Raw genomic sequence first — 21,666 nt, forward strand, 5'->3', positions numbered from 1 at the left:
CCCGCATCCACTTGATTGCACGAACCATTTTTCGCGCGCCTCGCGGGGCGAGCAATATAAGAAACTTCTGCTATAATGCAGGGTTCACTTTTCGAAGCCGAACGACGAACCTCGGAGATCAGATCGCGATGAACCGTGAAGAGCAGCAATCCCAGCTCAAGGAACTCATTGCCAAGGGCAAGGAGCAGGGATACCTCACGTATACCGAGGTGAACGACCACCTGCCCGAAACCATCATCGACTCCGACCAGGTCGAAGACATCATCGCGATGATCAACGACATGGGCATCGAAGTCCACGAACAGGCGCCCGATGCCGACAGCCTGCTGCTGTCCGACGGCTCGGTGTCCGCCGACGAGGACGCCGAGGACGCGGTCGCCGCACTGGCCTCCGCCGACAGCGACTTCGGCCGCACCACCGATCCCGTGCGCATGTACATGCGCGAGATGGGCACCGTGGAACTGCTCACCCGCGAGGGCGAGATCCGCATCGCCAAACGTATCGAAGAAGGCCTGATGCAGGTCCTGTTCGCGCTGGCCCACCATCCCGGCGCGATCGACAAGCTCATCAAGGATTACGACCAGATCGTCGAGAACGGCAGCCGCCTGACCGACCTGGTGGTGTCCTTCATCGAACCCGACGGCACCAATGGCGAGGCCGTCGCCCGCGGCCTGGCCGAAGAGGTCGACGTCAAGGAGCAGCCTCAGCCGAAAAAGGAAGAGGCCGCCTCGCCCGAACTGGACGCCATCTCCGAAGCCGTGGACGAAGCCGACGAAGAAGCCGGCGAACCGGTGGACAGCGGGCCCGACCCCGAAGAGGCCCGCCAGCGCTTCGAAAAACTGCGCGAACTGCACGCCCGCGCCCACGCCGCCTTCGAGGCCGGCGACATGGAGGCCTACGCCACTGCGCGCGAGCAGACCGCGAAGTACTTCATGGAGTTCAAGCTGGTGCCGCGCGTGGTCGACCAGCTGACCCAGGAACTGCACGACACCATCGACCGGATCCGCAAGCACGAACGCCGGATCATGGACATGGCCGTGAACCAGGCGCACATGCCGCGCAAGACCTTCATCGACGGCTTCCCGCGCAACGAGACCAACCTCAACTGGATCCAGGAGGTCCAGAAGGAAGGCAAGGGCAAGTATGTCAGCGCCCTTGCCGAGTTCGAGGACGACATCGTGCGCACGCAGAAGAAGCTGGCCGAGATCGAACGCGAAGCCAGCCTCAGCATCTCAGAGATCAAGGAGATCAACCGCCGCATGTCCATCGGCGAGGCCAAGGCCCGCCGCGCCAAGAAGGAGATGGTCGAGGCCAACCTGCGCCTGGTGATCTCCATCGCCAAGAAGTACACCAACCGCGGCCTGCAGTTCCTCGACCTGATCCAGGAAGGCAACATCGGTCTGATGAAGGCGGTGGACAAGTTCGAATACCGTCGCGGCTACAAGTTCTCGACCTACGCCACCTGGTGGATCCGCCAGGCCATCACCCGCTCCATCGCGGACCAGGCCCGGACCATCCGTATTCCGGTGCACATGATCGAGACCATCAACAAGCTCAACCGCGTCTCCCGCCAGATGCTGCAGGAGATGGGCCGCGAGGCCACGCCGGAAGAGCTGGCCGAGCGCATGGAGATGCCCGAGGACAAGATCCGCAAGGTGATGAAGATCTCCAAGGAACCGATCTCCATGGAGACCCCGATCGGCGACGACGAAGACTCGCACCTGGGCGACTTCATCGAGGACGAGAAGGTCGCTTCGCCGACCGAATCCGCCGCCCAGGAAAGCCTCACCGAGGCCACCCGCGAGATCCTGTCCACGCTGACCCCGCGCGAGGCCAAGGTCCTGCGCATGCGCTTCGGCATCGACATGAACACCGACCACACCCTCGAGGAAGTCGGCAAGCAGTTCGACGTCACCCGCGAGCGCATCCGTCAGATCGAGGCCAAGGCCCTGCGCAAGCTGCGCCACCCGACCCGCGCGGAACTCCTGCGCACCTACATGGACGCCGAATAACCGGTGTCCCCGCCCGTCCCGCAGACGGGCCAGCCCTCCACGATGCGGCGCCCTGCCCCCTCGGGGTAGAATGGCGCCGCAGTCGTTTGCGGCCCCGCGCCGCAGACCCACCCGAGCACCCGGGCCTGTAGCTCAGTTGGTTAGAGCAGAGGACTCATAATCCTTTGGTCGTCGGTTCGAGTCCGACCGGGCCCACCACTCGCTTGCGCGCCTGCCCGCCTGCCTGCCATTGAGGATCTTCCGATGCCCAGAACCGTTGCCCCGCCGCTCAAAAGCTGCCGTCACGCCCTCTCGACGCTTGCCCTTTGCGCCACGACCGTCTGGGCCGCCCCGGCCCTGGCCGGGTACGACCCGGTCGCCTTTTTCGAGGAATACTGGGGGACGAAGGTCGACTTCAGCGACCGGGACGCGCTCGAGCGCTTCTACAGCGCCGAGGCCCTGAGCGAACTGGAGGGATTCACCGACGGCGAAAAGGCGATGCTCAAGGAGCTGGGCGCCCAGCTGGAACTGTTCAAGACCTCCACCGAGATCGCCGGGATCGATGTCATCGACGCGGACGACGGTCAGGCGCGGATCGAGGCCGACCTTCGCGTCACCGACGAGGACGCGCGCCGGGAGATGGCCTCCGGGCTCGACGCCGATATCCGGCTGACCCGCCAGGACGGGGAGTGGCGCATCAACGAAGAGCACTTCCACATGCGGAGTCCGGAACGCCGTGGCGCGGGTGACCTGGAATGCCCCGAGGACGCGGTGGTGGGCAACCCGGACGCCCCGAACCACCTCACCGTCACCGATGGCGGCCGGAGCTGGGAACTCCGCTTTGAAAAGGCCTCGCTGGTCGCCACGGAGACCCGCCCCCGCCTGGACCTGGCACAAATCGACACCACCCCGTGGCGGCTGGTCTTGCCGCACCTCAACCTCGACGAGCCGGAACAGGAAGTCCGGATCAGCGTGCCCACATCCGCCGAACCGCATTGTTTCGATCTGCCGGAGGGGATGCGTGGACCGGACGGAGACATCGTTGGCCGCCTGGTGTTCGATGAGCCCCCGGCTCAGGGGCAGACCGAGTACAGCGCCCGCATCGAGATCCCCGCCGACCAGGGGGACTTCGGGGTGCGGGGTACCGTCAAGCGGGGCCTGCTGGTCGAGCCCACTCCGGGCGCGGTCGAAGAAGGGTCGCACTACATCGACGACGGCGAAGAACTGGGGGTCGCACGAGGCCTGTTCTTCCACCGCCCTGCGGACAATGCGGTCCATGTCAATGGCATATATTCCCGGGGCAGTGGCCGCGGCTGGGGTAGTTTCCGCACGAGCGTGGTTCAATTCGACGGCGAACCCGGGGTCTACACCAGCACCCAGCGCAGGCATTTTGACGGCGAATTCCAGGATGTAACCGAGATCACCCTGGTGCACGCCTTCTCGGAAGACCGGGTGGAGATGGAACGCCGACGGTTGCCCGCAAACGAAATGCCGGATGGCGAACCGAGCCTTGAGGAGGCCGGCGATCTGGGCGAGGCTCACTGGTACATGGTCACGGATCAGCTGATGACCGACCCGGAACTCGAGCGCGTCAGCACCCCCTGACGCCACCGCCGGAGGTACGAAACCATGATGCGACTGATCTTCACCCTGCTGCGCATGCGCCGTCTGATGCGGCTCTACCGCATGTTTGCCGGCGGCGGAGGGAACAACCGATCCCGGCGGCAGCACCAGCCCCGGGAATCCGGCTCGCGGGACAAGCCGCATCAGAGTGCTCCGGGCACACCCAACCGTGACCCGGACGATCACCAGCAATGACCGGGTCCTGACAACCCCGCGCCCCGGGGCAAGCCCGGGGCCCTTCTCGAAACGGGTGCTCTGTCGCCCGTGAGCAGCTCCTGCAGGGTTTCCGCGTCCAGCGGTGGCTGGTCGTCATCCTGCCCCTTGCGGCCATACACGTGGTCGGCCAGATGCTGCTTGCGCTCCTGCAGGCTCAGGATCTTCTCCTCCACCGTTCCTTCGGTCACCAGCTTGTACACGAACACCGGTTTGTCCTGACCGATGCGGTGCGCGCGGTCCGTCGCCTGAGCCTCCACCGCGGGATTCCACCAGGGATCGTAGTGGATGACCGTATCCGCCTCGGTGAGATTGAGCCCTACCCCGCCCGCCTTGAGGCTCACCAGGAACACACTGGCCTGCCCGGAGCGGAAACGCTCGATCGCCTCATCGCGCTTGCGCGTCTGCCCGGTCAGCTTGCTGTAGGCGATTCCGCGTTCCTCCAGCGCGTGCTGGATCAGACCCAGCATCCGGGTGAACTGCGAAAACAGCAGGATCCGGCGCCCTTCATCCAGGAGTTCCGGCAGGATCTCCAGCAGCAGCTCCAGCTTGGCCGAAGGGATACCCCGGGTATCGTGCCCGCCGCTCTGCACCAGTCGCGGGTCGCAGCACACCTGCCGCAGCTTCAGCAGGGCATCGAGGATGGTAATGTGACTGCGCGCCAGCCCCTTGCGGGCCACCGCATCGCGAACTTTCTTCTCCATCGTCAGACGGATGCTCTCGTACAGGGTTCCCTGCCGGCTCCCCATGCGCGTCGTCCGCAGCAGCTCCGTGCGGGGCGGCAGTTCTTCGGCCACCCGGTCCTTGGTGCGGCGCAGCATAAACGGAGCCACGCGGCGACCGAGCCGACCCATGCGCTCCTGATCGCCCTCCTCCTCGATCGGCTTGCGGTACTGCTGACGAAAACGTTTCTGATCCCCCAGAAACCCCGGCAGCAGAAAATCGAACTGCGCCCACAGTTCGCCCAGGTGGTTTTCCATGGGCGTCCCCGTCAGACACAGCCGATGCCGCGCCTCCAGGCTGCGCACCACCTGCGAGGCCCGCGCCCGCGGGTTCTTGATCTGCTGCGCCTCGTCCAGAATCAGGCAGTGCCACGGCTGCGCCTCCACCACCGGATGATCCCGTGCCAGCAAGGGATAGGTGCTCAGCACCAGATCGAACTCGGTCAGCCGCTCGAAGTACTGCTTGCGCTGCGGCCCCTGCAGCACCAGCACCTTCAGCTGCGGCGCAAACTGCTCCGCCTCGCGCTGCCAGTTGCTCATCAGGCTGGTGGGCGCAATGATCAGGCTGGGCCGGTCCATGCGGCCGGCTTCCTTCTCCGCCGTCAGGTGCGCCAGGGTCTGTACCGTCTTGCCCAGACCCATGTCGTCGGCCAGCACGCCGGACAGGTCATACTCGCGCAGGAACTGCATCCAGTTCAGGCCCTGCTGCTGGTAACCGCGCAGCTCCCCGTGAAAACCCGACGGCAGATCCACCGACCGAATGCCCTCGAAATCCTTCAGGCGCTGTGCCAGACGGTACAGCGCCTCGACACCGCCACCGCGGACCGGGGTGTCTCCCATCTCCAGCAGGCGCGGCGCATCCAGCCGCGACAGCGCGAGCCGCTCGCCGGCGTCGTCCACCTCCCGGTCGAACAGCTCGAACACCGTCTGCAGCACCGGACGCAGCCGGTCTCCCGGCACCGCCACGTAATGGCCCCCGCCGGTATCCAGATAGAGCGTCTCCGGCAACTCGTCATCGGGCGTGTATTCTTCCAGCAGATCCGTCAGCAGCGGCAGCAGCGGGACCGATCGCCCGTCGACCTCCAGGTCAAAACGCAGGTCGAACCAGTCCATGCCGGAGGGCTCCACCTCGGCCCCGATCCGGTCCGCATGCTCCAGCGTCGGCAGCTCTTCCGTCCCTTCAACGATCTCCCATCCCCGCTCGCGCAGCCCCGGCAGCACCTGCTCCTGAAACTCGAACCACCGCCGCACGGCCGCCGACGACAACAGCCCGTCTGCGGGATCATCCCCCGCCAGGCGGAAATGCCCCGGCCGCCCCTCAACGGACTGCAGCAGCCCCGAAGCCTCCAGCGTGGCCCGCGCCGCAGCCTCCTCCTCCGCATCCCGCGCGATACGCAAGACCCGGTCTTCCTCCTCCAGCACCGGAACCGTCGATTCATCTCCGGGCTCCAGGACGGCATCGTCATAACGGAAGCCCAGCCCCGCTGCGGCCGACTCCGGGCGGCCCGAATCAAACAGCAGTACCAGCCGCGGAACCGGCGCCAGCGTGCATTCCTCCACCGCTACCGGAACGGGCGTGGGCAGGCCCGCATCCTGCAGCACCAGGCGCCGGCTCACCGCAGCGGCCGAATCGGCCGGCACCGGCGGCGCGGACTCCAGATTGGCCAGATGCTCCCGATCCAGCCCCGGCGGCAATTGCAGCACACCCGCCTGCTCCGATGCCGGATCCACATACACCGGCGGGTCCAGGTCGGGGAACATCTCCAGCTCCGGACTGGCCACGCGCAGGAAATACCAGTCCCCCTGCGCGACCCACTCCAGCTCCAGATCCCGCACGGGCCCCGGCTGCAACGGCCCCTGCCGATCCTCGCCCCAATAGCAGCGCCCCGTCTCCAGTATCGCCAGCAGGGCCGTCGCACCGGCGCGCCCCCGGGGTTTCGGCTCATCCCACAAGTCCCACGCGCACGCCATCAACAACCGGCCGATCTCCTGATCGTCCGCCGACGCCCAGCTCGAACGGCCACCCACCGGCATCGCCAGCGACTGCGCCTTGACCCGACGCCCGACTCCCCATTTCCCGTCCTTGCGCCGACGCGAAACCACCAGCGACACGTCCAGCTGCCCTGAATCCAGTGGATGGGGCTGCAGCACATACTGCAGCTGCTCCCCGGAAGCGGGCGCCGGAGCCGGTTCTGCCTGCGAACCGCGCGCCAGCCACGTCCCGAAATCCTCCCCCGCGGCGCCCGCCGACCACCGTTCTTCCTGTGCGCGCCAGGCCAGCACGGCCGCGACCACGTGCTTGCAGTTGAAGCCAACGGGGCAGTCACAGTGCCCCACGACGCGCGGCCCCTCATCAAACAAAACCATGACGTGCTGATCGTACATACGCCGGCCGCTGCCGCGGCACCGGCCGTACAGATGCACCTCGTCCGATCCGGTCTCTTCCACGGACCGCAGCTGCACCCGCCCCGACTCGAAATATTCGACACCGCGCCGAAAGCTGCCCGAATCGAACTGGCTCGCCAGTTCCCGCACACTGTCCCCAAACGTAGACATTGATGAACTCCGCCAGAACCGATGGTGATGGCAGTCAGGCGCATGACATTCACGGGTGGAAGCCCGGGTCAGTCGTAAACCTCTCTCCGATGACCAATCCGCACCACCAGCACGACAAGCAACTCGTCGCGCAGCTCGCAGACCACCCGGTAATCGCCGACCCGATAGCGCCATAGCTCGGAAAACCGCCCCTTGAGGGGCTTGCCGAGCGTTCTCGGGTCGTGCATGTGGGCGACACGCCGTTCCAGATAATGGCGGATGCGCTTTCGCGCCTGCTGATCGAGTTTCTGCACCTCCTTTTGAGCGGAACGTGCGTACTCAATCCTCCACGTCACGCCAGAACTCCTCGGAGCCGATCACCTCTTCCTCCCCGCTTCGGACACGTTCCAGCGTCTGCTCGGCGAGATAGATGTCCTCCAGATCCTCCAGGTGTTCCTCGATGGCCTCGCGGATGTAATAAGTGGTCGTGCGCCCCGTCTTTTCGGCCAGCACTTTCAAGCGTGCATACGTCTCTTTCGGGAGCCGAACGGCCGTTTGCCGAGTATCTTCTGTGCGTATGCCCATGGCCCATACTCCTTCGGGATGCGTGCATACCAATATACATTCCCCGATCGCACCATGGAACTGCCCCGGCAGCCGGACCCTACGGTCAGCTTGCGATACCCCTGACTTTCCGGACCTGCCCCCACGGAACCAGGCGCACCCGGGCAAACGCCGAAGTATTTCCCTAGCACTTCGAGTAACCACAGTCGCGGCAGGTGAGGCAGCCGTCGATGAGGACCCGTTCGCCGCCGCACTGCGGACACGGGCCCATCCCGGAGGGCACTGGCAGGGACGGTTCCGCCCGGTGTGCGCCGGTGGCCCCCGGGGATCCGTCTCGGTAGAGGGCGGCAAGCTCGCGCAGCGGGCGGGGGTGGCCCTCCGGGTCGAGGAAGCCGCGGCGCTGGAGGATACGCTGCAGGGCGTGGGCGATGGCAGCGACCTCGGAGGGGTGGTACAGGGGCTTGCCGTATTCGTTGGTGCCGCAACGCACCGGACCGCGATCCCAGGTCACCTTGCGCAGGTCGCGCAGGGCGCGGGCGGCGTAGCCACCACGGGCCGCCAGCGACAGGCTGCGCATGGTGGCGGAGATCCACTGGCAGGACTCGGAGTGCTGGCCGGTGGGCAGGAAGAACTCGATCGGGCGCTCGATGGTCACCGTCTCGCCGCCCACCGTGCCGGAAACGGCCACGAAGCTGACCACCAGGTAGACCGTCTGCGGCCCTTCCTGGGTCCAGTAGCGGACTTTCTCGGTGACCGACTCGAGCTCGCCCTCGGGGCGCGACGGGATGCGCTTGCCGACCGGGTCGTCGTCGCCAGCCGGCGCCGACTCGCCCTGCGGAATATCCGAGCGGCGAAACGCGATGATGGGCTGATCGATCCGGTGCATGGTTTTCTCCGCAACGCCGTTACAGGTCGTCGTAGTAGCCCTCGTCCAGCGCGGCATAAAGGTTGGCGGCGGTGTGGACCTGGCCTTGGTATTCCACCTCTTCGTCGCCCCGCAGGGTCACCTCCTGCCCGTCTGCGAGCGTAAAGGTATACCAGGTGCTGCGCAGGCGCTCGGGGTCCATCAGCACGCCCATCTGCGCCTGCGGATTGGGCCGGTAGGTGGTGCACCCCTTGAGCCCCGCACGCCAGGCCTGCAGGTAGACTTCCTGGAACGCCTCGAACGGGATATCGCTCGGGACATTGAGCGTCCTGGAGATGGCTGAATCCACCCACGGCTGCGCGGCCGCCTGCATACGGATGTTGGCGTCCACACCGATCCGGTCGGCGGTGATGGCGCTGGCGGGGAGATCCCCCGGCCCCGCCTCGGCATCAACCAGGGCGCGATAGGCGAGCAGCTCGTACGAGTAGCAGTCGACGGCCTCGCGGGTACGCCGTCCGGGGCGGCGGATGTTGCGCGTGGTGTGGTGGAGGAAGGTCGGCTCGATCCCGTTGCTGGCGTTGTTGGCCACCGAAAAACTGATGGTCCCGGTGGGTGCGATCGAGGTGGCGTGGGTAAAGCGCGCGCCCTCCTCCGCCAGCGCGTCGACCAGCTCCGGGTCCTCCCCGGCGATGCGCTGCATGTATTCGCTGAAGCGGGCGTGCAGTTCGCGCCCCTTCAGCACGTCCCCGACGCGGTAGCCGGCCTCGGCCAGCGCCGGCTGACGCCGGAGCATGTCCGCAGTCAGCGTGAAATCCTCGTCCATGACCGGCGCCGGCCCCTTCTCCCGCGCCAGCGCCAGCCCGGCGCGCCAGCTCTCAAGCGCGAGCCGTCGACAGACTTCCGAGGTGAAGGCGGCGGCCGACTCGGAGCCGTAGGTCTCGCCCAGCATCGCCAGGGCCGAACCGAGCCCGAGGATGCCCATGCCGTGGCGTCGCTTGCGCAGCATCTCCGCGCGCTGCGCCTCGAGCGGCAGCCCGGAGATATCCGCGACGTTGTCGAGCATGCGCGTGAACACGCCCACCACGCGCTCGAAGCGTTCCCAGTCGAACGCGGCGGAGTCGGTAAACGGCGCGGAGACGAACCGCGTCAGGTTCACCGACCCCAGCAGACAGGCCCCGTCCGGCGGCAGCGGCTCCTCGCCGCAGGGGTTGGTCGCGCGGATCACCTCGTCGAACCAGGCGTTGTTCTGGCGGTTCACCTGATCGATCAGGATGACGCCGGGCTCGCCGACGTCGTAGGTGCTGCGCATCAGGGTCTGCCACAGCTCGCGGGCGCGCACGCGGCGGTAGATGCGGCAGGCGACCCGACCCCGTTCGTCGATACGGTAATCATCCTCGATCACCGGCCAGTCGCGATAGACGATGTCGGATGCGGCCACCCGCTCCTGCTCCACGGGCAGCAGCGGGAAGGCCAGGATCCATTCGTCGTCGCGCTCGACCGCCTCGAGGAAGGCGTCGCGCACCAGCACCGAGAGATTGAACTGGGTCAGCCGTCCCTTGCGGCGCTTGGCCAGGATGAAGCGCTCGATGTCCGGGTGTCCGATGTCCAGCGTCGCCATCTGCGCCCCGCGGCGCCCGCCGGCCGCCCCGATGGTCTTGCAGGTCTGGTCGAAGATCTGCATGAACGCCACCGGCCCGTTGGTCGGAGCCCCCAGCCCGGCCACCGGCGCCCCCTTCGGCCGCAGGGTGCTGAAGTCGTAACCGATGCCCGCTCCTGCCTTCAGTGTCAGGCCGGCGGCGGTATTGGCATCGAGGATGGCCTGCAGGGAGTCGTGGATCGTGCGCGAGACGGTGCAGTTGATCAGCGTGGTGCGCGACTGGCGATCTTCAGCGCCGGCATTGGCGAGGATGCGCCCGGCCGGCACGGCGCCATGCGCCAGCGCCCAGCGGAACTCGCGCTCGACCTCGGCGCGTTTCTCCGGCGCCTCCACCCCGGCCAGGGCACGGGCCACGCGGTCGAACATCGCCTCCACCGAGGCGTCCACCGGCTCGTCATCCGCATTGTGCAGCTGGTAACGCTCGGCCCAGATCGAAGCCGACGAGGGCTGCAGCGGCACGTCGGGCGACGTGTCTCCCGGGAACCGGACACTGCCTTGCGATTGTCGGCCCTTGCCCATGCTGACCTGCCACCATGCATCCACTGCGGGGGGCGCCCCCCGTGTTCCATCATGGGCGCCCGTGTCCGGCGCCGCAACATGGCCGCCGCCGGTGGCTGCTGGAGCTCCTGGAATGCAACAGTGGCAGGTTCGTCCTTGTGCAAGCGGCCCGGAACCGTCCCGGCCGCTGCGTTCAGTCCCCCTGCGCGCTGATCACGCCCCGCTGGAGGTCGATGGTGATCCGCTTGCCCTCGATGACCGTGGCGCAGGCCAGCAGGAAGAGCTCCACGAACTCGTTTCGCTCCTCCTCGGGTATTTCCGCAGAGCCATTGAAGGTGCCGAACATGGTGTCGTGGGCACCGGCCGTGTAGAGGATCAATCGCTGCATGGCGTCCTGGTCGTCCGGCGAGGGTGCGGCGGTGTCCAGGGTCGGCTCGCCCACCTTTTCCTTGATGGTGGAGTAGAGGTGGAACAGGTACTCCGCCGCGCTCTGGCGCCCCCGCCGGTCCTGCAGGGTGAAGTTGGCGGAGACCTCCTGGCCACTGCGGGCGCGCAGGACGATGTATTTCGACTCGGGCTGATCGTCGGCGTAGGGATTCAGGATATCGGCCACGGTGTCTCCGGATCGGGATGGGCGAACGAGCCCGGAGGGTACGAGACACCCCGGGAGATTTCCACGGCGGCCGCGCCCGCCGAGGGGTTATCCACCCCGATGCCCGGGCGATGTGCGGACAGCTTCACCCGGCGGGGATGTCCGAAGGACACAGCTCCACCGCCACCCGGCGGATGTGGCCGCGCAGGTCTTCTTCCTCGATCTGATGCCAGAGCGACAGATCCACCTTCCACGGCAACAACAGATCATCGATCTCGCCCTCGATCCGGAGGAGGTCGCGCACACCGAGACTATCCGCCTGCAAACACAGATCGATATCCGAGGCCTTGCGCCAGGTCCCCTTCGCGCGCGAGCCGTACAACCACACGCCGGTAATCTCCGGCCAGCCGGCGAACACCGCGCACAGGCGCGTGACGACATCGGCCGGCAACCCGAACTTCGTGGCACTGGCCGCTGCCGTCATGCCTGCCCTTCCAGCTCGCCCATGCGCCTCGCGAACGCATCGAACAGCGCGTGATAGCGCCACACCACCTGCTCGGCAATCTCGCGGGCCACCTGCTCGTTGTAGGCATGGGCCGTCAGATTCCGGCTGCGGATCATCTCCATCCAGCCTTCGCCATCTTCGACGAGCCCCTTCGCAAACGCCTCCCGGATCGCGTCGCGCGAGCCCGTGATCGCGGTGTTGCCCTGCCAGGCGAAATAATCCTTCATCACGTTCCAGGCCAGCTCATGATTGAACTCGAAGGCCTGGATCAACCCCTGGCGTTCCAGATCCGACAGCTCGCGCTGCTGCGCCAGACGCACGGCACTCTCCAGCTGTGCCAGGGCCCGCCGGAAATTCGCCAGGCGCTGTTTCCAGCGCACATCCAGATCCGCCATTACGACCTCCTTTCGCGTCGGGTCACACTCTATCTCGTCTCGCCCATCACGGCATTCACCGTCATAGGCTGCCCTCGAGCCAGCGGTGCAGGCCGCCGCCGCGGCGGATGCGGCGGCCCGCGGCGGTTTCGAGGCGGCCGGGGCGAGGTTCCAGCAGGGTGAAACGGCGGCTGGCGCGGGTGATGGCGGTGTAGACCAGCTCGCGGGTCAGGATCGGGCTGTCGGTGTCCGGCAGGATCAGGGCCACGTGGTCGAACTCGGAGCCCTGCGCCTTGTGCACGGTCAGGGCGAAGGCGGACTCCACGCCCTCCAGGCGGTTGGGCGGGATCCAGCGCACCCGACCGTCGGTGGCGAGGAAGGCGACCCGCAGCACCCGCGACTCCGGCCCGGAGGAGGCTTCGTCGTCCTGCGGCCCGTCCGCGCCCGCGGCCAGCCAGCGCGGCACGGCCAGCGCGATGCCGATGTCGCCGTTGATCAGGCCCAGGGCGTAGTCGTTGCGGGTGACGATCACCGGCCGCCCCTCGACCCATGTGCCCTCGCCCGCCAGCAGCCCCCGCTCCCGCAGGGCCGCGGCGATGCGGCGGTTCAGCTGCTCCAGCCCCCGGGGGCCGCGACGCACCGCGCACAGCAGCTGGAAATGCCCGTGCGCCTGCAGCACCTCGCGCGCCCAGTCCTCCCATGCACCGCGCGCGGCGCCGCCGGCCGGCCGCAGCCGCGCGAGGGCCTCGAGGTAATGGCGATACCCGGCGGCCTCGCGCTGCGGGTCGCCGTCCAGCACCCGCGCCAGCCAGCCACGCCCGTCGCCGGCCTCCAGGGTCAGCCGATCCACCGCGCCATCGGGCGTGGGCAGACGCACCTCCCCGGCCCGGCCCACGTTGACCGCGGTGGCCAGCTGACCGATGCCGCTGTCGGCATCGAAACGATGGCTGTGGCGCAGCATCACCACGTGCTGGTCCAGTGGCTGGCCGGCGCCGTCCTGCAGCGCGGCCGGGATCTCCGCGCCGGCATGTGCCTTCAGCCAGGCCACGGTCTCCGGGGTGTAATGGCCGTCGGATGCGCGGGCACAGAGTTCACCCATCACCGCGCCGGCCTCCACCGAGGCCAGCTGGTCGCGATCGCCCAGCAGGATCAGGCGCGCGTGGCGCGGCACCGCCTCCACCAGCGCGGCCATCAGTTCCAGATCGATCATCGACGCCTCGTCCACCACCAGCACGTCCACCGGCAGCGGGTTCGCCGCGTCGTGGCGAAAACCGCGCGCCCCCGGACGCGCCCCCAGCAGCCGATGCAGGGTCACCACCCCGGCGGGGATGCGGCTGCGCAGGCGCTCGCCGTCCGGCAGGGCCTCGAGGTTCAGGCGGTCCAGCGCCCCGCCCACCGACGCATTGAGCCGCGCGGCGGCCTTGCCGGTGGGCGCGGCCAGACGGATGCGCAAAGCCTCGCCGTCGCCCTGCAGGCCCTGCAGCAGCGCCAGCAGGCGCAGCACGGTGGTGGTCTTGCCGGTGCCGGGACCGCCGGTGATCACGCCGAAGCCGCTGCCGGCGGCCAGGGCACAGGCAATGCGCTGCCAGTCCGGGCCGTCCCCCGGTGCCGCGGCGGGGAACAGCCGGTCCAGCCATTGCCGGGTGCGGGCGGGATCCAGGGCCTCGCGCCAGCCGGGGGCGTCTTCCAGCCGCGCGCGCACCGCCTCGCCCACCCGGCGCTCGGCCTCCCAGTAGCGACGCAGATAGAGCTGGCCCCGGGCACGCACCAGCGGGCTGGCGCCCGGCGCGTCGTCGGCGCACAGCCGCGCGTCCGCCAGCGCCTGATCCAGTTCCGCCCGGGTGGTTCCGCGCAGGGCCTCGGAGGGCAGCACCGCGGTGGCCGCCTCGCCCTCGGGCGGCAGCGCCAGGGTGCGGTCGGGGGCCTCCAGCAGCGCGTCCAGATCGAGACACACATGCCCGCGCCCGGCCTGATGACTGGCCAGCGCCGCCAGCAGCAGGGCCAGCGGATCCAGCTCCGGGAGTTCCTCGTGCAGCAGGCGCACCAGCGCGCGGTCCACGCCGCGCAGCCAGCCGGCCTGTTCCCATTCGGCCAGCCGCGCGAGCACCCCGGCGGCGTCCGGCCGGGTCGCGATGGCCGCAGTCATGCCCCGGCCTCCGTGGAGCGCACCGCCGGGCGATCCGGACCTTCGGCGAAGGCGCGGTCCAGCCACTCGATCAGCTCGCGCGGCGGGCGCTGATGGAACACGCCCCGCCCCGGCGCATCCACCCCGCGCAGGAACAGGTAGACCCCGCCGCCCATGTGCGTGTCGAAGTCGTAGCCGGGCAGGCGGGCCTTCAGCAGGCGGTGCAGCGCCAGGGTATAAAGCACCAGCTGCAGGTCGTAGCGGTGATCCAGCACCGCCGCGTTCAGCTGCGCCGTGGTGTAGGCCTCCGGCCCGGCACCCAGGCGGTTGGACTTGTAGTCGGCCACGTAATAACGCTCCCCGTGCCGGAACACCAGATCGACGAAGCCCTTGAGCATCCCGTTGATCCACTTGCGCCCGGCCGGCGGGCGCGCCTCCCCGGGCAGGACATCACGGCGCACCGCCGCATCCAGGGTGTCGCTGTGCAGCCAGCGGGTCTCGAACAGGAACTCGAGCTCGGCCTGATAGCTGTCCAGCCCCGCCAGCGAGAACCCCCCAGTGCCGTCCAGCGGGAACTCGGCCGCCAGCAGGTCGTGCAGCCAGCCCTCCAGCACCGGCACCCAGTCGTCCCAGCCGCGGGCACCACAGCGCCGCGCGACCTCGGCGTGCAGACGCGCGCGATCGCCGGCCACCCGCGCAAAGCCCTGTTCGCCGGCCCATTCCAGCAGCCCGTGCAGGAAGGTGCCGGGCTCCGGGCCGTGCGGGAAATCGTGGTGCCCGCCGGCCGGGGCCGTGGTCACCGCCCCGGACTCACGATCGCTGTCCGCGTCGAGGTCACGCCCACCGGCATCCTCGCGCAGGATGTCCTCCTCGGCGGTATCCGGGGCATCGGGGCCGGCATCGGCGAGCGCGGCACTGTCGTCCGGGCCCGGCTCCTCGCGCCGTGCGATGGCGCTGTAGCTGGCCACCCACCAGGGCTCGCGCACCCGGCGCCGCGGGACCCGCGCGGGCCCGGTGGCCGGCGCGGCCTCGCCCGCGCGGCAGCGTTCGGCCGCCGGCGGCGGCAGCGGCTCCACCCGCACATGGCCTTCGTCGTCGCGCAGTTCCTCCATGCGCGCGGCCAGCGCCGGCGGCTCCACGCCCTCCGGGCCGAACAGCAGGTAGCCGACGGCCGTGCGGTGCAGATCGCTATCCTTGCGGTTGCCGTGGCGCACGGGCGCGATCGCCATCCAGCAGGCGTGGCGGGCGCGGGTCATGCCCACGTACAGCAGACGCAGATCCTCGGCGCGCTGCTCGCGCTGCTGGCGTTCCTTCGCCGCGTCGTCCATGTGGAAACGCCACTGCGGGGCCGCGCCCGGCGAGCGGTCCAGGAACGGCACGTCCTTGCTGGTCACCTCGCGGAAACCGCAGACGAACGGCAGGAACACCAGCGGGTACTCCAGCCCCTTGGACTTGTGCAGGGTGACCACCTTGACCAGGTCCTCGTCGCTCTCCAGGCGCAGGATCTGCTCGTCGCCGGGCGCGAAATCCGCATCGCGATGCTCGGCCAGGTGGCGGATCAGCGCCTGCTCGCCATCCAGCTCGGCATCCGCCTCCTGGAGCAGCTCGCTCAGATGCAACAGGTTGGTCAGCGCGCGCTCGCCGCCCTCGTCCGCCAGCAGGGCGCGCGGCACGTCGAAATCGTGCAACAGGGCGCGCAGCATCGGCAGCACCCCGCGCGCCTGCCACAGCCGGCGATAGGCGCGGAACTGCTCCACCCGCGCCTCCCAGCGCAGCTCGTCCACGGTCAGCCGGTGCAGCTCCGCCAGCGGCAGTCCCAGGGTCGGCGTCGCCAGGGCCGCGCGCAGCAGCCGCTCGCTGGTGGGCTCGGCACAGGCCCGCAGCCAGCGCAGCAGATCCCCGGCCTCGGCGGTGGTGTAGACCGAATCCCCGCCCGAGAGGTACACGCTGCGCACGCCCCGCTCGCGCAGCGCGCGTTCGATCTCGGCGGCCTCCTTGCGATCGCGCACCAGCACGGCCATGTCGCGCGGGCGCAGGCGGCGGAAGCGGGCCTCGCCCGCGTCCCCGCCCTCGACGAAGCCGGTGTGACCCTCCTCGCCGCCGTTCAGCAGCTCCACCATGCGGCTGGCACAGGCCGCCGCGGCACTCGCCCGCCAGTCGCGGATGCCCACCGGCTCGTCGCCGCCGGCCTGCCACAGGGTCAGCGCGGGCAGCGCGGTGCCATGTTCCGTCAGGGTCTCGGAGCGGCCGTGGGCGGTGACCCGATGGAACGGCAGTTCCCCGCCTCCGAAGCCGAACGCGCCGTCGGGCCAGGCCTCGGCACGAGCGAACAGGTGGTTGACGCCGGCCACCAGGGATTCCACCGAGCGGAAATTCTTCGGCAGGGTGTAATGCCGCCCGGCGGTGGCGTGGCGAGCACGCAGGTAGCTGTGGATGTCGGCCCCGCGGAAGCGGTAGATCGCCTGCTTGGGGTCCCCGATCAGCAGCAGCCCGGTGACGTCCGGGTTCTCCTCGATGCGGTACACCTTGTCGAAGATCCGGTACTGGTCCGGATCGGTGTCCTGGAACTCGTCGATCAGGGCCACCGGGAAGCGCTCGCGCAGGGTACGCGCCAGGGCCTCGCCGTCGGGACCGTACAGGGCGTCGCGCAGGCGGGTGAGCAGGTCGTTGAAGCCGATCTGCGCGCGCTGCTGCTGGGCACGGCGAAAACGCCGGTCGATCGCGGCCGCGGCGGCCTTGAGCAGGCGCTCGCTCTCGTCGGCACAGACCTCGGCGTGGTCGTTCAGCGCGATGAACGCCGGATGCAGGTCGGCGGGCAGGGACTGGCCCTTCTTGCAAAACCCCTCCTGCGCCATGCCGGCCGCGCTCATGCGCTCCAGCAGCGGAGTGCTGCCGCCGATGCGCGGCTGCAGCAGCCCCGGGGTGTCCGCCCATTCGCGCATCGCCTCCAGCAGCTGGTCGGGCTTCTGGTACTTTTTCCCGTTGAGCACGTCACGATGCAGCTGGCGGAACTGCGCCTCCACGGCCTCGCGGTCTTCGTTCCAGCGCTGCTTCATCGCCGCCAGCCGCTGCAGGCGATCGCCCAGCCAGGCGTTCAGCCCGTCCGGGGTGGTCAGCGCCTCGGTGGCCGACGGCAGCGGTTCCACCCGCCCCAGCAGCGCGCGCACCTTGCCCAGCAGGGCCTCGGGGTTGGCACCCCAGGCCCCGCGCAGCAAAAGCAGGGCATCGACGCTCTGCGGATACATGAAACTGCGCCAGAAGTCCCGCGCCGCCTCGGCCAGCAGTTCGCGCTGGTCGGCCGCCAGCTCCTGACGGAACGGGCTGCCGGAGGCGAAGGCGTGTTCGCGCAGCACCCGCTGGCACCAGGAGTGGATGGTGGACACCGCGGATTCGTCCATCCACTCGGCGGCCACCTCCAGACGCCGCGCCGCGCCCGCGCGTTCGTCCGGGTCCGGCCACTGCGCGCGCAGATCGAGGTGGACGGGTTCGGCGCCGGCGACCTGCTCCGGCACCTCGGCACGGAACACCCGCGCGGCGGTGGCCAGGCCGTCGCGGATGCGCTCGCGCAGTTCCTGGGTCGCCGCCTCGGTGAAGGTCATCACCAGGATCTGCGGCGGTGTCAGCGCCCCGCAGCTCTCGGGCAGCGGGCCGTGTCCCAGCACCAGACGCAGGTACAGCGCGGCGATGGTGTAGGTCTTGCCGGTACCGGCGCTGGCCTCGATCAGCCGCGAGCCGTGCAGGGGCAACGCCAGCGGATCCAGCTCGCGCACGTCCTCACAGGTGTCCGTCCCGGGCGCGTGGATCATGCCGTCTCCTCCCCGGTGCTCAGGCTGTCGAACAGTGGGCGATACAGGCGCGTGCTCCAGTGCGCCATCGCCGGATCCGCCAGCAAGGCCTGCGGATCCGGCCAGGCGCGCGCCAGCGCCGGGCGCCGGGCCAGTTCGCCGGCCTCGTGGTAGCCGTCCCCTTCCAGCACGCGCAGCGCGGCCGCGTGCGCATCCCGGTCTTCATCCTCGGCCCGCAGCCAGGCCCCGGCCACCGCGGCCGCCAGCGGCAGCGGGCGTTCCAGCGCGGCGGCCCAGCCTTCCAGCAGGGTCTCCAGATGCGCGCGGGCGGTGGCCCGGTCGAGGGCCACGAAACGGCACTCGGTATCCAGGCCCACCAGCCGGGTCTCGACATCGGCGCGCGCGGCGCAGGCGACCAGGTGACGCACCCAGGCGCCCGTCAGCTTGTCGATGCGCCAGGCCTTCTTGTCCTTCAGCCGGCTGACCGTGGATTCCAGCTGCAGGGCCGCCTCCTGCGGAGCGCCCTCCGGCGGGATCCGCAGCGCGGCCGGCAGGGCCTCCAGCTGCCAGCCGGCCGCCGCCACGCGCACCGCCGGCAGCGCCGGGGCCCGCCGCGGGAAGGCCTGCAAAGGTTCGGCGATGCGTTCCAGGAGTCGTTCGGCGTCCCCGATCAGTTCCGTGCGCTGCAGCTCGCCGGCCGCCCCCAGCGGCAGGTGCCCGGCGCGCAGCAGGCGACGGGATTCCGCCTCCAGGGTCGGACGGCGCCGCTGCAGCCAGGCCTGCGCGTCCTCGTCCGCCCCGATCTCGCCGTCCTCCAGGGCCGTGGCCACCAGCCGCTGGCGCAGCTGCCAGCCCTCCAGCCCCGCCACGCCGAACGGCTCCAGGTCCTCGGTCGCGCCCGGGTCCTCATCGAAATGCACGCCCAGACGCTGGGCGAAGAACACCTCGACCGGGTCCTTCAACAGCCACACCAGGGTCTCCGGCCCGAGCACGGCGTCCTCCGCCTCCGGTGCCGGGGGTGGCAGGGTTTCGTCCTCCGTCGGCGCGTCCGCTGGCGCAGCGCCCGCCGCCGGGGCGGCGTGCACCGCCTCCCATTCGGCGGCATAGGTGAAATGCCGCGCCGGCGCGGACGCCGGATCCGGATCCTCCGCGGGGAAGTTGACCGGCGCGAAGGGCTGCAGCGGGTGTTCGATGGTCAGCTGCTCCAGCAGGGGCGCCTCGCCCGCGGGCTGCCAGCCGGCCGCCAGATGGTCGCGCAGCTGGGCCACCAGCACCGACGGCGGACGCGGTTCGTTGTCGCGTACGCTGCGCCCCACCCAGCTGACATGCAGATGGTCGCGGGCGGACAGCAGGGCCTCGAGGAACAGGTAGCGGTCGTCCTCGCGCCGCGAACGGTCGCCGGGGCGGTAGTCGCGGGTCATCAGGTCGAAGTCGACCGGCGTCGGGCGCCGGGGGTAGTCGCCATCGTTCATCCCCAGCAGGCAGACCGCCCGGAACGGGATCGCGCGCATCGGCATCAGGGTGCCGAAGTTCACCGCCCCGGCGAGGAAGCGCTGCCCCACCCCGGCCTCCTCCTGGCTCGCCAGCCACTGCTCGCGCACCACGGTCAGCGGCAGGGCCTCGGTCAGGCCGGCCGCGTCACAGTCCTCGCGCCACTGCTCCAGGGCATCCTCCAGCCGCCGCAGGCTCAGCAGCTCGTCCTCTTCATCGCCCAGGAAGAAGTCCTGCAGCAGGCCGTGCAGGCAGGTGGCCCAGTCCTCCGGGCTCTGCGCGCGGCGCAGGGCCTCCCAGGCCCCGGACAGCGTCTCGATCAGGTGGTCCAGCGGCCCCAGCAGCGTGGCCGCCAGTCCGCCGCTCTCGGCAAACGGTTCGATGGCCTGCCAGGCCTCGCCGTCGCCCACCGCGTAGCCCAGCAGCATGCGCCGCAGGCCAAAGCGCCAGGTGTTCTGCTCCAGACCCCCGGGCAGGCCCAGGCCGGCGCGCTGGCGGGCATCCAGTCCCCAGCGCACGCCGGCGGCCTCGGCCCAGCGGTGCAGGGCCGCCAGATCGTCCTCGCCCAGACCGAAGCGCCGCCGCACCGCGGGCACGTCCAGCAGGTCCAGCACCTCGCTCACGCCCATGCGGCTCTCGGGCAGGGCCAGCAGGCGTTCCAGCGCGATCAGGACCGGGTCGCGCCCGCGCGGCCCCTGATCGGCCAGGGTATAGGGGATGTGCCCGGGCTCGTCGGGCCCGCGCTGGCCGAACACCGCGTCGATGTACGGGGCGTACACGTTGATGTCCGGCACCATCACGATCACGTCGCGCGGGCGCAGGTCGGGATCGGCATCGAACAGTGCCAGCAGGCGATCATGCAGGATCTCCACCTCGCGCAGCGGGCTGTGCGCGACATGGAAGCGTACCGAGGCGTCCGCCGGGTCCACCGGCGGCCAGGCCTCGCGGGTCTCGCCGAGCGGGCGCAGCGTGCGGATGTCCTCCTGCAGCTGGTGCAGCAGGCGGGCCTCGCCGTGCGGCTCGAAGAAGTCGATGCGCTCCCAGTCCAGCCCCTCCAGCACGCGGTTGCGGGCGGCCGGCTCATCGTGTTCATCCAGCAAGGCGATGTAGTCGCGCCCCTGGCGCCCCCAGGCGGCCAGCAGCGGATTGGCGTGGCTGTGCAGCGTGGTCTCGTCCAGCACCTCGGGCATGTCCGGGCGCCGCGCCTGGCGCCGGCGGCGGGCGCGCAGCAGGTCGCGGTCGGCCACGATGTCGGCCCAGTAGTGCTCGCAGGGGTTGTGCACGCAGACCAGGATCTGACACACGCCCGCCAGCCCCTCCAGCGCCTCCAGGATCTGCCCCGGCATGGAGGAGATGCCGAACACGATCAGCCGCCTTGGCACCCCGGCGGGTCGCTGCTCGAGATCCGCCACCGCCCGCATGTAGCGCTCGTGCACCGCGGAGCGGCTGACCCACGCCTGTTCGTCGCCCACGTCGTCCAGCAGGGCCCGCCACAGCTCGGCCTGCCAGCGCTGTTCCGGGGCCAGTTCGGGCTCCTCGCCGCGCGCCCCGCGCAGCACGTCACGGCCGTCGGCCCAGTCCGCCAGCCAGTCGGCCCGGTATACCTGATACTGGTCGAACAGATCGGCCAGACGCTCGGCCAGCTGGTAACGCTTGCGCAGGTCGCCGCCCGCTTCCGGGCCGTCGTCACGCAGGAATTCGGCCAGCGGGGCAAAGGCCGGGCGCTGCAGCAGCGCCGGCAGCAGGCGCATCAGCCGCCACAGCAGCGGACGCTTGGCGAACGGGGATTCCAGCGGCACCGCCTCGGAACCCAGCACCGCGCGATAGGCGGACCAGATGAAGCGCGAGGGGAGCTGCATGTCCAGCGCCGCGGCGATCCCGCAGCCGGGCGGGTCCGCGTCCGGATCGGCCGCCAGCGCGTGCCGCAGCCATTGCGCCATGCCGTTGCTCTGCACCAGCACGGTCTCGTTCTCCAGCGGCGCCGGCGGCGCCCGCCGCACCCACTCGACCACCAGCGAGCGCAGCGACTCCAGGCGGTTGCCGTGCAGCACCACCATCCCTGGCTGCAGTTCCTCGCTTGCCTCCACGCCCGCTCCTGCCGCTGTCCGTCGTCGTGCCGGCTACCG

General features: G+C 69.7%; 14 protein-coding genes and 1 tRNA gene. 4 read left to right on the forward strand and 11 right to left on the reverse strand.

Going from position 1 to position 21,666, the window contains the following annotated elements:
• Positions 1-128 precede the first annotated feature (128 nt).
• From rpoD to F788_RS0107885, 4 genes are all read left to right on the forward strand, one after another.
• On the forward strand, positions 129-2,012 hold the full coding sequence (gene rpoD, locus F788_RS0107870) for an RNA polymerase sigma factor RpoD (protein ID WP_019589808.1): 1,884 nt from the start codon (positions 129-131) through the stop codon (positions 2,010-2,012).
• A 121-nt stretch (positions 2,013-2,133) separates the two neighbouring features.
• A tRNA-Ile gene (locus tag F788_RS0107875) sits at positions 2,134-2,210 on the forward strand.
• Between the two features lie 45 nt (positions 2,211-2,255).
• Positions 2,256-3,596: a hypothetical protein gene (locus tag F788_RS0107880; RefSeq protein ID WP_019589809.1), complete on the forward strand. Its 1,341-nt coding sequence runs from the start codon at positions 2,256-2,258 to the stop codon at positions 3,594-3,596.
• Positions 3,597-3,620: 24 nt separating this feature from the next.
• Positions 3,621-3,809 (forward strand): hypothetical protein, encoded by a 189-nt coding sequence (locus F788_RS0107885; protein WP_019592875.1) that lies wholly within the window; start codon positions 3,621-3,623, stop codon positions 3,807-3,809.
• Here the strand turns inward: F788_RS0107885 and F788_RS0107890 are convergent.
• The 11 genes from F788_RS0107890 to recC all read right to left on the reverse strand — a co-directional run bounded on the left by F788_RS0107890 (position 3,797) and on the right by recC (position 21,627).
• Positions 3,797-7,105, reverse strand: a complete 3,309-nt coding sequence (locus F788_RS0107890) for a DEAD/DEAH box helicase (protein ID WP_231372038.1) — start codon at positions 7,103-7,105, stop codon at positions 3,797-3,799. The two genes, F788_RS0107885 and F788_RS0107890, sit on opposite strands and share 13 nt — an antisense overlap.
• A 68-nt stretch (positions 7,106-7,173) precedes the next feature.
• Positions 7,174-7,440 (reverse strand): type II toxin-antitoxin system RelE/ParE family toxin, encoded by a 267-nt coding sequence (locus tag F788_RS0107895; protein WP_019021722.1) that lies wholly within the window; start codon positions 7,438-7,440, stop codon positions 7,174-7,176.
• A complete protein-coding gene (locus F788_RS0107900) occupies positions 7,424-7,669 on the reverse strand; it encodes a DUF6290 family protein (protein ID WP_026300806.1) in 246 nt (81 codons plus the stop codon). Before F788_RS0107900 ends, F788_RS0107895 begins: the two co-directional genes overlap by 17 nt.
• 163 nt (positions 7,670-7,832) lie before the next feature.
• Entirely contained in the window at positions 7,833-8,534 is a 702-nt protein-coding gene (locus tag F788_RS0107905; protein WP_019589813.1) for a hypothetical protein, read from the reverse strand.
• A gap of 19 nt (positions 8,535-8,553) precedes the next feature.
• On the reverse strand, positions 8,554-10,689 hold the full coding sequence (locus F788_RS0107910) for an adenosylcobalamin-dependent ribonucleoside-diphosphate reductase (protein WP_051080617.1): 2,136 nt from the start codon (positions 10,687-10,689) through the stop codon (positions 8,554-8,556).
• A 172-nt stretch (positions 10,690-10,861) separates the two neighbouring features.
• The gene (locus tag F788_RS0107915; RefSeq protein WP_019589815.1) at positions 10,862-11,281 is read right to left on the reverse strand and encodes a hypothetical protein; all 420 of its coding nucleotides are present in this window, start codon (positions 11,279-11,281) and stop codon (positions 10,862-10,864) included.
• A gap of 124 nt (positions 11,282-11,405) precedes the next feature.
• Entirely contained in the window at positions 11,406-11,744 is a 339-nt protein-coding gene (locus F788_RS0107920) for a nucleotidyltransferase family protein (protein WP_019589816.1), read from the reverse strand.
• Positions 11,741-12,160 (reverse strand): nucleotidyltransferase substrate binding protein, encoded by a 420-nt coding sequence (locus F788_RS0107925; RefSeq protein ID WP_019589817.1) that lies wholly within the window; start codon positions 12,158-12,160, stop codon positions 11,741-11,743. The genes F788_RS0107920 and F788_RS0107925 overlap by 4 nt, the downstream gene beginning before the upstream one ends.
• A gap of 61 nt (positions 12,161-12,221) precedes the next feature.
• Positions 12,222-14,285 carry an exodeoxyribonuclease V subunit alpha gene (gene recD / locus F788_RS0107930; RefSeq protein ID WP_019589818.1) on the reverse strand — a complete coding sequence of 688 codons (2,064 nt, stop codon included), beginning with the start codon at positions 14,283-14,285 and terminating at the stop codon, positions 12,222-12,224.
• Positions 14,282-18,070: an exodeoxyribonuclease V subunit beta gene (gene recB, locus F788_RS0107935; RefSeq protein ID WP_019589819.1), complete on the reverse strand. Its 3,789-nt coding sequence runs from the start codon at positions 18,068-18,070 to the stop codon at positions 14,282-14,284. The genes recD and recB overlap by 4 nt, the downstream gene beginning before the upstream one ends.
• The gene (gene recC, locus F788_RS0107940) at positions 18,067-21,627 is read right to left on the reverse strand and encodes an exodeoxyribonuclease V subunit gamma (RefSeq protein ID WP_019589820.1); all 3,561 of its coding nucleotides are present in this window, start codon (positions 21,625-21,627) and stop codon (positions 18,067-18,069) included. Before recC ends, recB begins: the two co-directional genes overlap by 4 nt.
• Between the last annotated feature and the right edge of the window lie 39 nt (positions 21,628-21,666).

The organism is Thioalkalivibrio sp. ALE10 (genome assembly GCF_000381385.1).
GTDB lineage: Bacteria > Pseudomonadota > Gammaproteobacteria > Ectothiorhodospirales > Ectothiorhodospiraceae > Thioalkalivibrio.